This window comes from Rhodoferax sp. TH121, from assembly GCF_002251855.1.
In the GTDB taxonomy this organism is placed as follows: Bacteria; Pseudomonadota; Gammaproteobacteria; order Burkholderiales; family Burkholderiaceae_C; genus Allorhodoferax.
This window is the reverse complement of the sequence record NZ_NOXW01000020.1, coordinates 143788-156422: the sequence shown is the minus strand read 5'-3', so window position 1 is coordinate 156422 and position 12635 is coordinate 143788. Positions and strand designations below refer to the sequence as shown.

Here is a 12635-nt window from a genome sequence, read left to right as displayed (position 1 = left end):
CATGCAGTCGGTGCCGGGCCTCAGTGCAGAAGCCCGGGCGGCCGAAGCGGCGCTGTTCGCGCTGGCCGATGCCAGCAAAGCCGAAACTGCAGCACGCTACTTCCAAAGCGGGCCCGGCCAGTACGGTGAAGGCGATCAGTTCCTCGGCATCCGCGTGCCGGTGATCCGCGAGACTGCGCGCCAGTTCAACACCCTCACGCTCGATGATTGCGCCGCCTTGCTGCAGTCCCCCTACAACGAGGTGCGCGTGCTGGCGCTGGACATCCTGGTACGGCGCTTCACCAAGGGCAAGGCCGATGTGCAGACCGCGGTCTACGACTGCTTCATGGCACACCGCAACCGCGTGAACAACTGGAATCTGGTGGATGGCGCGGCGCCCTACATCAGCGGCCCCTACCTGTTAGAGCGTGACCGCAGCGTGATCTGGGAGCTCGCGAAATCTCCCGTACTCTGGGACCGACGCATCGCCGTACTCAGCACCTTTGCCTTCATCCGCGCGAGCGACTTTGACGATGCGCTCAAACTCTATGCCCAGCTGCTGACCGACTCGCACGACCTCATGCACAAAGCCTGCGGCTGGATGCTGCGCGAGCTGGGCAAGCGGGACGAAGCGAAGCTGCTGGGGTTTCTGGGCACCCACTACACCGCCCTGCCCCGTACCACGCTGCGTTATGCGATCGAAAGATTCACCACATCCCAGCGCAGCGCTTTCCTGCAAGGCGACTTCTCCGGCACTGGCGTCAGGTGAAAACAAGCCATGGATCGGCAGGCTAATCTCGGCAACATTGACTTGCATCAAGCCCCAGCTCTGTACGCCATCGCCCATTCCCCTTATCTTTCATGAACTGATCCGGGGCACGCGCGTCCCAAGCCGCAGGAGATTGTTTTTTGAACACTGTTGCACCCCAACCCGGGCTCTGGGGAGATGTCCGCACGATACGTAGCCAGTTGCTAGCGCTGCTGGCGGGCATGTTGTTTTTGCTCTGGGTGGAGGTACCAGACAGCCTGCGGGGCATTGCAGGCTTCGAGCCCCTGCACTCCCTGCTGGAAATTGTCTCGATTGTGGTGTCGGGATTGATCTTTGCAACGGCCTGGAACGCACAATCCCACAAGACCTCCGGCAGCATGCCCTTGCTGGCCTACACCTTTCTGGGCGTGGCGCTGCTCGATTTCTCCCACTTGATGTCATTCAAGGGCATGCCGGCCTACGTCACCCCGAGCGACCCGGAGAAAGCGATCAACTTCTGGCTGGCCGCGCGTTTTCTGGCCGCGGTAAGCCTGGTGCTGGTCGCGGCCGTGCCCTGGAAGCCGCTTCAACGGCCTGTGTACCGTTGGGGGCTATTGGCAGGCGTTCTGGCTTTTGTGGTCCTGGCCCACTGGATTTTTTTGTTTTATCCCACCTCCATTCCCCGCACATTCATCGCGGGCAGCGGTCTAACGACACTCAAGATTCGACTCGAATTTGGTCTCATCGGCCTGCACTTGGTGGCCGCAGCATGCCTGCTGCGACGCCAGCGGACCGAACGGGGACTCCATGCCACGGCCATGCTGGGCGCGGTGCTGACCATGGCCATGAGCGAGCTGTTTTTCACGATGTATGCCAACGTGACGGACCTTTTCAATCTGGCCGGTCATGTCTACAAGGTCATTGCCTACTTGTATTTGTACCGGAGCATATTTGTTGCCACCGTACAGCGCCCCTACCAAGCACTGGACACCGTGCAAAACAGCCTCAAGGCAACGCTGGAAGCCGTGCCGGACATGATTTTTGAGATGGAGCTCAACGGGACCTACCACAGCTACCACACGCCACAAATAGACCTTTTGGGCATACCGCCCCATACGCTGGTGGGGAAAAATGTGCGGGATGTGATGCCCCAGGCAGCAGCCAACACCGTACTGGCAGCCCTGCAGGAGGCCATGGACAAGGGCCGCACCAGCGGCTATCTGGTCAAACTCCGCCTGCGTAATGGCTGGCGCTGGTTTGAGCTTTCCGCAGCCCGCAAGGCGGTGGAGACTGGATCGCCCCAGCGGCTCATCGTCTTGACCCGCGAGGTGACGGAGCGCATGGAGTCGGAGCAGCAACTCAAACTCCTGGGTACTGCGATGGCCGACCTGAACGACATCGTACTCATCACGGAAGCCGAGCCCTTGCTCGGGAACGGGCCGCGCATTGTGTTTGTGAATGATGCGTTTGAACGCCAGACCGGCTACACGCGGGCAGAAGTACTGGGTCAAACCCCGCGGCTGCTGCAGGGGCCCAACACCGACCGGACGGTGCTCGATCAAATTCGACATAGCTTGCAACACTGGCAACCGGTGCATGCGGAGCTCATCAATTACAGCAAAAGCGGGAAAGAGTTTTGGGTCGAGCTCAACATCGCCCCCATTGCTGACAACACGGGCTGGTACACGCATTGGGTATCGGTGCAGCGGGACATTACCGAACGGGTGCGCGCCAAACACGCGCTGCGTGCCTCGCTGCAACATACGAAGGCCATCCTGGACAACATGGCTGATGGGGTGGTTACGATCGGTCCGGACGGTTTGGTGCGGACCTTCAACAAAGCTGCGTCTGCCATGTTTGGCTACAGCGTTGACGAAGTGGTCGGACACAATGTCTCGATGCTGATGCCAGAGCCCCACCGAAGCCAGCACGACAGTTACCTTGCGCACTACCGCCACACGGGTGAGGAGCGTGTGATTGACCGCCCTCGGGAGCTGGAAGGCCGACGCAAGGACGGCAGCACATTCCCCATGAACCTGTCGGTATCGAAAACCGAGCACTTGGGCGAAGCCACGTTTATCGGATTGGTGCGCGACATCACCCAGCGACGCTCAGACGAAGAGGAAATCCGCAGGCTCGCGTTTTATGACGGCTTGACCGGCCTGCCCAACCGCCGCCTGTTGGCCGACCATTTGCGCCATGCGCTGGCCGCCTCCAGCCGCAGCGGGTTGTATGGCGCAGTCATGTTTCTGGACCTGGACCATTTCAAACAAGTCAACGACACCCAGGGCCATGCGGTGGGCGATGATTTGTTACAACAGGTGGCACAGCGCCTTCAGATGGCAGTGCGTGAGGGTGACACCGTGGCCCGCTTGGGTGGTGACGAGTTTGTGCTGGTACTGGAAAACCTCAGTGCCCACCATCAAGAAGCGGCGACGCGCACTGAAGTTGTCGCCCACAAGGTCCTGCAACTGCTGGCCGAGCCCTGCAGCCTGCAGGGCAAACCGCACGTAGCCACCACCAGCGTGGGCATTGCACTGTTTGTGGAAAACAGCAAGAGTTATGACGACCTGCTCAAAGAAGCCGACGCTGCGCTCTACCAAGCCAAAGCTGCGGGGCGCAATACCTTTTGCTTCTTTGACCCCGCCATGCAAGCCAAAGCAGTGGAGCGTAACCAGTTGGAGGAAGACATCCGCCGTGGCTTGCAAGCCCATGAGTTCGTCCTGTACTACCAGCTGCAAGTCGACGCGTTGGGGCGCGTCCTGGGCGTTGAGGCGCTGATTCGCTGGCAGCACCCTGAGCGCGGCTTGGTATCCCCCGCGCACTTCATCCCCTTGGCCGAAGATACCGGCCTGATCCTAACGCTAGGCCAATGGGTTCTGGAAACCGCCTGCCAACAGCTCCAGCGCTGGGCGCAGAACCCGGCCACTGCCCACCTCAGCATTGCGGTGAACGTGAGTGCCGCCCAGTTTGCCCAAGCGGACTTCGTGGCCCAGGTTGAGCGGACCCTGCTGCGCAGTGGCGCCCCCGCCGGTCGCCTCGAACTCGAACTGACGGAAAGCACCTTGGCTGCCAACATGGAAGATTTGGTGCTCAAGATGAACGCCTTGCGCGCACACGGGGTGAGCTTCTCGCTGGACGACTTCGGAACGGGATACTCCTCTCTGGCCTATCTGAAGCGCCTGCCACTGCAACAGCTAAAAATTGACCAGGGCTTTGTCCGCGATCTCCTCACCGACCCCAACGACGCCACCATCGCCAACACCATCATCTCGCTGGGCCACAGCCTGGGCTTGCGCGTGATCGCCGAGGGCGTGGAAACCGATGGACAGCACCTTGCCCTGGCCGACATGGGCTGCGACGTCTACCAGGGCTACTACTTTGGCAAACCACAGCCCGTCGCGACGGTGGAGGAAGCGCTGCGCTGGCAGCAGGTGCCCGCCTAAGCTCCTATTTTTTTTGTTCTTTCCCGGCCAGGGTTTGCTTGTCGTGGGCGGACAATGTCCGACGCATGAAAACCAAATACTTTGCCCAACTGGTTGCGCTGTCTGCCCTGTGGGGCGCTTCCTTCCTCTTTATTCGCATCGCCAGCCCCGTGTTCGGCCCCAATGTGCTGGCACTGCTGCGCGTGGGTCTGGCAACCGCCACACTGGCGATTCTGATGCGTGCCATGCGCCAGCCTTGGGCCTGGCAGCACTGGCGCACGCTGGCCGTTATTGGCGCACTGTCGGTGGCCGTGCCCTTTCTGCTGTTTGCCTGGGCCGGGCTACAGTTGCCCGCGGGCTACAGCGCGCTGCTCAATTCCACGGCGGTGATCTTCGGCATGTTTGCCTCGGCCCGCATGGGAGAAGACACCATCACCACACGCAAGGTGCTGGGGTGCATCTGTGGTTTCGCGGGCGTGGCCTTTATTGTGAGTCTGGGGCCAGTGCAGCCATCTCCAACTGTGGTGCTGGCAGTGTTGGCGTGCATCACTGCGTCGGCTTGCTACGGTTTTTCAGCCCCCATTACCAAGCAGGCCGTGGGCTACATGCAGCCTCTGCAAATTGCCGCCAGCATCCATGCGCTGTCCTTGCTGATGCTGCTGCCTGGCGCCGCCTACAGTTTGCCGCAAGCACATTTCTCCCTACAGGCGCTCCTGGCCGTCGCTGTCATGGGCATTGTCACGTCGGGTTTGGCTTACTGGGCGCACCTGCGCATCCTGCGCCACGTGACCCCGGTGGCCGCTATGAGCCCCATTTTTATGATCCCCGTGTTTGGTGTGCTGTGGGGCCACCTTTTTTTGGGCGAGGCGCTAGGCAGCGGTCTGCTGATAGGCGGGGCTCTGGTGCTGGTGGCCAGCGCGCTCATCACAGGTTTCAACCCTTTGCAGCGTTGGCTGGACCTGATCGACGCCAAGCCCTGAAACCCGCCTGTCATGGTTTGGTCACACGGCAAGCCCATCATCCGCCGCTAGCCGTATCAAACCAAGGGACATTCCATGACACATTTTCGTTTTACCGCCACCGCAGTAGCTTTGTCTGCCGCTGCCTTGGTGGCGGCTTGCGCCAACACCGGCCTGCAGAAATCCGCCTATCCCACGCTGAACGGCGCCAAGCCACTGGTCATTGGCCACCGCGGTGCCAGTGGCTACCTGCCCGAGCACACACTGGCTTCCTACAAAAAGGCCGTGGAGATGGGCGCAGACTTCATCGAACCCGACTTGGTTGTCACCAAAGATGGTGAGCTGGTCGCCCGCCACGAACCCAACATCACCGCAACCACCGACGTTGCGGCCCGCCCCGAGTTCGCCGGCCGCAAGACCACGCGCAAGGTGGACGGTGTGAACGAAACCGGCTGGTTTGCCACCGACTTCACGCTGGCCGAGCTACGCACCCTGCGCGCCAAACAGCCCAACGCCGCACGCGACAAGTCGTTTGACGGCCAGTTCCAAATCCCTACCTTCCGCGAAATTTTGGAGCTCGCCAAGTCGGAATCTGTCCGTACCGGCCGCACCATCGGCGTCTACCCCGAAACCAAACACCCCACCTATCACGTGGACGCCGGCCTGCCCATCGAGCCGCGCCTGCTGGCCCTGCTGGCCGAGTACGGCTACACCAAGAAAGACTCCCCGGTCATCATCCAGTCCTTCGAAGTCTCCAACCTCAAAGCCCTGCGCAAGTTGACCCAGGTACGCTTGGTGCAGCTGGTGGACGCCGACGATGTGGACTCCAAAGGCAACGTGACCCTGGTGGCCCCCTTTGACAAGCCGTATGACTTTGCCGTAGCCAAGGACAGCCGCACCTTCCCCGACCTGCTGACCCCCAAAGGACTGGCGGAAGTTAAGACCTACGCCGACGGCATTGGCCCCTGGAAGCCCTACCTTGCGAGCGCAGCCCATGTGCTGGGTGCCGATGGCAAACCCCGCGACCTGAATGGCGACGGCAAGATCACCGACGCCGACCGCGTGGCCCTGCCACCCACCGGCGTGGTGAAGAATGCCCACGCTGCGGGCCTGTTTGTGCACCCCTACACCTTCCGCAGCGAGGCCCCTGGCCTGCTGTCCGACTACAAGGGCGACCCCAAGGCCGAGTACAAGCGCTTCTTCGCACTGGGGGTGGACGGCGTATTCAGCGACTTCCCGGACACCGCTGTCACCGCGCGCGACGGCCAATAATCGCAACAGCAACTGGGGCAGACCGCGCCCCTAGAATGGCAGGCCCATGTCTGCCATTCCTCTCCCGTCTTCCCTTTCTCGCATGCGGCGCACTGTCGCCGAGCTGGTGGCCCTGTGGCACTTGGCTTGGCCGATCTTGATCGGTCAGTTGGCCAATGTGGGCATGTCGGTGGTGGATGTGGCCATGGCCGGCCATGCCTCCGCGCACGACCTGGCCGGTATCTCACTGGGGGTCTCCATCTGGAACATCACCATCATCACCCTCATGGGGCTGATGATGTCGGTGGCGCCACTGGTTGCCCACCACGTGGGCGCGCAAGAATTTGACAATGTGCCCCATCTGGTGCGCCAGGGTCTGTGGAAAGCCTTGGGCGTGGGCCTGTGTGCCATGGTGCTGGTCCAGCTGGCGGCCCGTGTGTTCGACCACATGGACATCGAACCCCATGTGCGCGAGGTGGCCAGCGGTTTTGTTGTCATCATCAGCTTTGGCCTGCCGGCCTTCGCCTGCTACCGCGTGCTCTACGGCTACAGCGCCAGCCTGAACCAGACCAAACCCCTCATGGTGATGTCGCTGGCCGCGCTGGCGCTGAACGTACTGGTGAACTGGTTGCTGGTGTTCGGCGTAGGCCCCTTCCCGCGACTGGGTGGGCTGGGCTGCGCCTGGGCCACGCTGCTGTGCGTGTGGCTCAACTTTGGGGGCCTGCTGGCGTGGATGAAATTTGCACCGGCCTACCGCAGCACCTGGCCCTTTGGCCATTGGGAATGGCCACACCCGGCCAAGCTGCGCGCCTTGTGGAAGCTGGGCTTTCCCATTGGTATCACCTACTTTGCCGAGACCAGCGCCTTCGGACTCATCGCGCTCTTGATTGCCGAATTTGGCAGCCGCGAGGTAGCCGCGCACCAAATCGCGCTGAACTTCACCTCGCTGGTCTTTATGGTGCCACTGAGCCTGGGCATTGCGCTGCTCACGCGCGTGGGCCAGTCGCTAGGCGCGGGCGACCCGGTGGCGGCGCGCTTTCGGGCCTGGGTGGGCGTGAACGCTGGGCTGGGCTTTGGTGTGCTGTCAGCCATCGCCATGGCCCTGTGCGCCCACCAGATTGCATGGGCCTACACCAATGACGCGGCCGTGGCTGCACTGGCAGCAAATCTGCTCTTGCTGGCCGCAGCGTTCCAGCTGTCGGACTCGGCCCAGGTGGTGATCAGCTGCGCCATCCGGGGCTATAAGGTCACGCGCAGCCCCATGGTCATCCACCTCACCGCGTTCTGGGGCTTCTCCTTGCCCCTGGGCTGCGTATTGGGCCTGGCACCGCAGTGGCTGCCCTGGCGCCCGGCCCAGGCCATGGGCGCGCAGGGCTTCTGGATTGCGCTGGTGGTGGGCCTGACCGTGGCCGCTGTGGGCTTGGTGCTGCTCTTGCGCAAAGTGGCACGGGACCATCTGCCAGGGCGGGCTGCATGAGCACGCTGCCTTTTCACCTCTGCCTGGCGGGTCCCACTGCCAGCGGCAAGACCGCCGCGGCGCTGGCGATTGCACAGCGCCATCCCTGCGAAATCATCAGCGTAGACTCCGCACTGGTGTTTCGCGGCATGGACATAGGCACTGCAAAGCCCAGCACTGCCGAGCTGGCCGCCGTACCGCACCACCTCATCGACATCCGCGACCCACTGCACGCCTACAGCGCAGCCGAGTTTGTGAAGGACGCGCAGGCGCTGATCGTGGATATTGCCGCACGCGGCAAGTTGCCGCTGCTGGTGGGCGGCACCATGCTGTACTTCAAGGCCCTGTTTGACGGGCTGGACGACATGCCCGCCGCCAACCCTGAGGTGCGCGCCGTGCTGGACGCCGAGGCGGCCGAGAAAGGCTGGCCCGCCATGCACGCACAACTGGCAGAGGTGGACCCTGTCACTGCCGCCCGCCTCGCCCCGGCCGACAGCCAGCGCATCCAGCGCGCGCTGGAGGTGTTCCGCATCTCCGGCCTGCCCTTGTCGCACTTCCACGCAGCCAAAAGTGCTATCGAAACAGAAGCTTCTCGCGCAGAATCCACGAGGTCTAGAGCCTTAATTTCCTTGGAACCGGCCGATCGCGCCTGGCTACACGGCCGCATCGCCCAGCGCTTTGACGCCATGCTGGCCCAGGGATTTCTGGACGAGGTGCAGGCCCTGCGCGCACGGAGCGATTTGCACCTGGACCTGCCCAGCGTGCGCTGCGTGGGCTACCGGCAAGCCTGGGAGGCCTTGGACGGCCTGTGGCCCATCACCGAGCTGCGCGACAAAGGCATTGCCGCCACGCGCCAACTCGCCAAGCGGCAAATCACCTGGCTGCGCTCCATGCCGCAGCGCCAGATCGTGCCGGCCGACGCACCCGACGCGCTGGCGCAGGTGCTGGCGGCTGTAGACGCGGCACTGCACAACCGGGCAGCCTCATGAGCCTGCGCGTGCAGAACCTCAGCAAGCACTACGGCAGCACGCCGGTGTTTGCCAACGTGTCGCTGGACGTAGCGCCGGGCGAGTTTGTCGCCATCGTGGGCGAATCGGGCGTGGGCAAGTCCACCCTGCTCAACTGCATGGCCGGGCTGGACCACTGGGACAGCGGCAGCGTGCAGCTGGCCGAGCATGACCTGGGTGGCATGACCGACGACGCCCGCGCCCTGCTACGCCGTGAGGCCGTAGGCTTTGTGTTCCAGGCCTTCCACGTGCTACCGCATCTGGACGTTGCGCAGAACGTGGCGCTGCCCCTGCTCCTGCTGAACCGGCCTGACCCAACCCGCGTGGAAGCACTGTTGGAGGCTGTGGGCCTGGGCGGCCTGGGCGCACGCCTGCCACAGCAGCTCAGCGGCGGGCAGCTGCAGCGTGTGGCCATTGCACGGGCGCTGGTGCACCAGCCCGCGCTCTTGCTAGCCGATGAACCCACCGGCAACCTGGACCCGACCACCGCCGCCAAGGTGATGGACGCCCTGGTGGCGCAAACCCGCCAGCACAGCACGGCGCTGGTGCTGGTCACCCATTCGCTAGCCGCTACCGCGCAGGCCGACCGGGTGCTGCACCTGCGCGCGGATGGCATCGCGCCATCGCCCTGAACAGACGGTCACTGCGGCGAGACCCCTCGCAACACAAGTGTCCACGCTTGCGCTAGACTGGATTTCATGCATACACAACGCCGCGCCCGCACCCACATGCGCCACCTGCTAACAGCCACTGCCTGCGCCCTCTGCAGCCTGGCAGCGCAGGCGGATTGCAGCCGCCCCATGCAAGTGCCCATGTCTTCTACCGGCCAAAGCGTGATCATCAACGAGGGAGCGATCAGTGGCATCTACCCCGAGTTGCTGCGTTCCCTGGGCGGCAAAGATGGCTGCGAATTTGTACTGACCCCGGTGCCGCGGGCACGCCAGGAGCTGCTGTTTGAAACCGCCAAGGCCGACCTGTTGGTGCCTGCTGTCAGGACACCGCGGCGCGACGAACACGGCATTTTTGTGCCACTCACCCGCAGCCGCGCCACTGTCATCGCCCAAGACGCACGTCGCGCGCCCTTCAAAAGCATGTATGACCTGATTGAGCGCAAAGACGTGCGCGTGGTCCTTGTGCGCGGCTTTGACTACGGCCAACCCTACCAAGAGCTGATCGAAGTCTTGCAACGACAAAACCGCTTGGTACTGGAGTCAGACCCTCTGGCAGTGGCCCGTGTACTCAAAGCCAATCCGGGCGACGTAACCATCATGGCGCCCGTGATTTTGGTCGGCGCCATTCAGGACGATGCACGGGTTAGCGACCTGCTGGACAAGCTGCGTTTTGACCCGATTGCCGAGCTGCCCTGGGGCGACAACGGTCTCTACATCTCCAAGTCCTCGGTCAGCAAGGAAGACAGCGCCACCCTGCTCGCCCTGCTCAACCGCCCCACGGTAGCCAGCACCCTGTGGAAGAGTTTCCAAACTTACTACCCAGCCTCCGTACTCAAGGAGAGCATCCGGCCACGCGACAGCAAGTAGGCCCCCGGCGCGCGTCCGTCCTCTCACCACTGCGGCGCAAGCGCCCCGTCCACCAAGCGATAACCGCGCGTGCCCATGGCACGCGCCTCGGTTTCGTCATGGGTCACCACAACCGTGGCCATTTGGAACTCGGCGATACGCTGTACAAACTCCTGGCGCAGCTGCAAGCGCAATTCAGCATCCAGCGCGGAAAATGGCTCGTCCAACAGCAGCACGCGTGGCTGGGTGATCAGCGCACGGGCCAGCGCCACGCGCTGCTGCTCACCACCCGACAGCTGCCAAACCTTAGACTTGGCATAGGCCTGCAGACCAAAGCGCTCCAGCATGGCCACGGCCTGCGCGCGTGCATCGGCCTTGCGCATCCCCTGCTCCACCAAGCCAAAAGCCACGTTGTCCCGCACATTCAGGTGCGGGAACAGCACAAAGTCCTGGAACATCAGCGCAAAGCCGCGTCGCTCGGGTGGTGTCGCGGTAATGTCCTGGCCAGCGAACAACACGCGGCCGCTCTCGGGCGGCTCCAGCCCGACCACGATCTTGAGCAGCGTACTCTTGCCGCTGCCTGAAGGCCCCAGCAGCGCCGCCGTCTCGCCGGGGCGCACCTGCAGTGTCAGGTCTTGCAGCAGCGCGCGGGGTGCTGCATGGCGCGGGGTATGGGGCTGCCAATGTTTGCAGATGGCTTGCAGCTCAAGCATGGTCCGGGTCCTCGGGGCGCTTCCATTCAATCAGTACAAAGGCCAGCAACGCCAGCCCCATGAGCACGCAGGCCAGCACCAGCGCGGCGCCACGGTTGGCCGCACCGGGGCGGCCCAGGTGTTGGTAGATAAGGGTGGTGAGTGTGGCCCATTCGGGGCGCGACAAAAACAGCGTCACCGCAAACTCGCCCACCGCCGTAGCCGCCGCAAACGCCATGCCCCGGCGCAGTGCGGGCGCCAGCAGCGGCAGCGTCACCCGCAAAAAGGCGCGCCACGGACTGGCACCCAAGCTCCGCGCGGCGTCCAGATAGTGTTCCGGCAGGCTGTTCAACGCGGAGGCAATGGACTTGGCCACAAACGGGTAGGCCAGCAAGGCATAGGCCGCCACCAGCAGGCTGAAGCTGCCGGTCCACGCCGGGTACAGCAACAAGAGGCCAAAGGCCACCATCACTGGCGATACCATGAAGGGCAAAAACACCAGCGCCCGCAGCCACAGCACGCGCCGCGCCGCCAGCGCATGCGCCAGCCCCAGCGCGGTGGCCAGCAACAGGGATACTGCGGTGAAGCGCGCCGTGTTCCACAGTGCGGCAAAGGTGTCTTCTTCCAGCAGCACGGCCCATGCCTCCGCTCCTGAATTGATAGCTGCTTGCGCAATAGCTATGAGCGGTAGAGCACAAATCAGCATATAAACTGCGACCACGGACAGCACGGCGGCCCACTGCACCAAGCCCTGGGGCTGCAGACGCTGCATGCGGTCCGCACGGCCCGGCGCGGCCAGGCGGCGTTCGATGGCGGCATAGGCCAGCGCCGCCAGGGCGGTCAGCAGCAGCATCCACACCGCCAACACACCGGCCTGCTGCAGCTGCAGCTCATGCGCGACCAAGGTGTAGATCTCCACCTCGGCCGTGGCGTAGTCCTGCCCGCCCAGCACCAGCGCCAAGCCAAAGCCAGCAAAGCAGTAGAGGAAGACGAGGCACAGCGCCGACGCCAGCCAGGGGGCAATGGCCGGCCACTCCACGCGCCAGAAGGCGCGCCAGGGCGTAGCGCCCAGCGTACGTGCTGCGGCCACACGCGAGGCACTCACGTGCCCCAGCGCGTCTGTGCCCGCGCGCACCACCACACAGAGGTTGAAAAACAGATTGCCGTACAGCAGCAGCCAGGGCGTGCCTTGCAGGTCCGGCCCGCCCAGGCGCACCAGCAGACCCTGCGGCCCCAAGAGCGCCAGCACCCCCATGGCCGCCACCAGCGTGGGCACCACAAAGGGCAGCATGAGCCCGCGCAGCATCAGCGTGCGGCCGGCAAAGTCAAAGCGCGCCAGCACCCAGGCCATGGGCAGGCCGAGGATGAGGGATGCGATACAGGTGATACTGGCCTGCAAAAACGACCAAGCCATGCGCCCGCGCAGGTAGGGGTCCAGCCAAGGCGCGAACACCGTGGCAATGCCCGCCTCGCCGCGCCCGCCTTCCACCAAGAGCCGCAGCGCAGGCGCAACCAGCACCACCAGCAAAAATACCAGTGGCAGCAGAGGCAGTAGCCAGCCCGCCAAGGGCTGCGCAGGGTTGCGGTGGCGCACGCTCACG

The 12635-nt window shown here is 63.6% G+C and carries 10 protein-coding genes; 8 read left to right on the top strand and 2 right to left on the bottom strand.

Features of this window, described 5'->3' with window-relative positions; genetic code table 11:
• The first annotated feature begins 1 nt into the window (after position 1).
• The 8 genes from CHU94_RS06790 (at position 2) to CHU94_RS06755 (ending at position 10363) form a co-directional block, all read left to right on the top strand.
• Complete coding sequence (locus CHU94_RS06790; protein WP_094478097.1) at positions 2–748, top strand: DNA alkylation repair protein; 747 nt, start codon at positions 2–4, stop codon at positions 746–748.
• Positions 749–888: 140 nt separating this feature from the next.
• Complete coding sequence (locus CHU94_RS06785; protein WP_141211406.1) at positions 889–4173, top strand: EAL domain-containing protein; 3285 nt, start codon at positions 889–891, stop codon at positions 4171–4173.
• Between the two features lie 65 nt (positions 4174–4238).
• The gene (locus CHU94_RS06780) at positions 4239–5132 is read left to right on the top strand and encodes a DMT family transporter (RefSeq protein WP_094478093.1); all 894 of its coding nucleotides are present in this window, start codon (positions 4239–4241) and stop codon (positions 5130–5132) included.
• 75 nt (positions 5133–5207) lie between these two features.
• Positions 5208–6383 (top strand): glycerophosphodiester phosphodiesterase, encoded by a 1176-nt coding sequence (locus tag CHU94_RS06775; protein ID WP_094478091.1) that lies wholly within the window; start codon positions 5208–5210, stop codon positions 6381–6383.
• A gap of 82 nt (positions 6384–6465) precedes the next feature.
• Positions 6466–7839 (top strand): MATE family efflux transporter, encoded by a 1374-nt coding sequence (locus CHU94_RS06770; RefSeq protein ID WP_255033872.1) that lies wholly within the window; start codon positions 6466–6468, stop codon positions 7837–7839.
• Positions 7836–8807 carry a tRNA (adenosine(37)-N6)-dimethylallyltransferase MiaA gene (gene miaA / locus CHU94_RS06765; RefSeq protein WP_094478087.1) on the top strand — a complete coding sequence of 324 codons (972 nt, stop codon included), beginning with the start codon at positions 7836–7838 and terminating at the stop codon, positions 8805–8807. Before CHU94_RS06770 ends, miaA begins: the two co-directional genes overlap by 4 nt.
• Positions 8804–9457, top strand: coding sequence for an ABC transporter ATP-binding protein (locus CHU94_RS06760; RefSeq protein WP_094478085.1), 654 nt, complete (start codon positions 8804–8806; stop codon positions 9455–9457). Before miaA ends, CHU94_RS06760 begins: the two co-directional genes overlap by 4 nt.
• A 66-nt stretch (positions 9458–9523) precedes the next feature.
• Positions 9524–10363 carry an ABC transporter substrate-binding protein gene (locus CHU94_RS06755; protein WP_255033871.1) on the top strand — a complete coding sequence of 280 codons (840 nt, stop codon included), beginning with the start codon at positions 9524–9526 and terminating at the stop codon, positions 10361–10363.
• A 23-nt stretch (positions 10364–10386) separates the two neighbouring features.
• On the opposite strand, the gene CHU94_RS06750 is transcribed toward CHU94_RS06755, so the two are convergent.
• Complete coding sequence (locus CHU94_RS06750; RefSeq protein WP_094478083.1) at positions 10387–11055, bottom strand: ABC transporter ATP-binding protein; 669 nt, start codon at positions 11053–11055, stop codon at positions 10387–10389.
• Positions 11048–12634, bottom strand: a complete 1587-nt coding sequence (locus CHU94_RS06745; protein ID WP_255033870.1) for an iron ABC transporter permease — start codon at positions 12632–12634, stop codon at positions 11048–11050. Before CHU94_RS06745 ends, CHU94_RS06750 begins: the two co-directional genes overlap by 8 nt.
• Between the last annotated feature and the right edge of the window lies 1 nt (position 12635).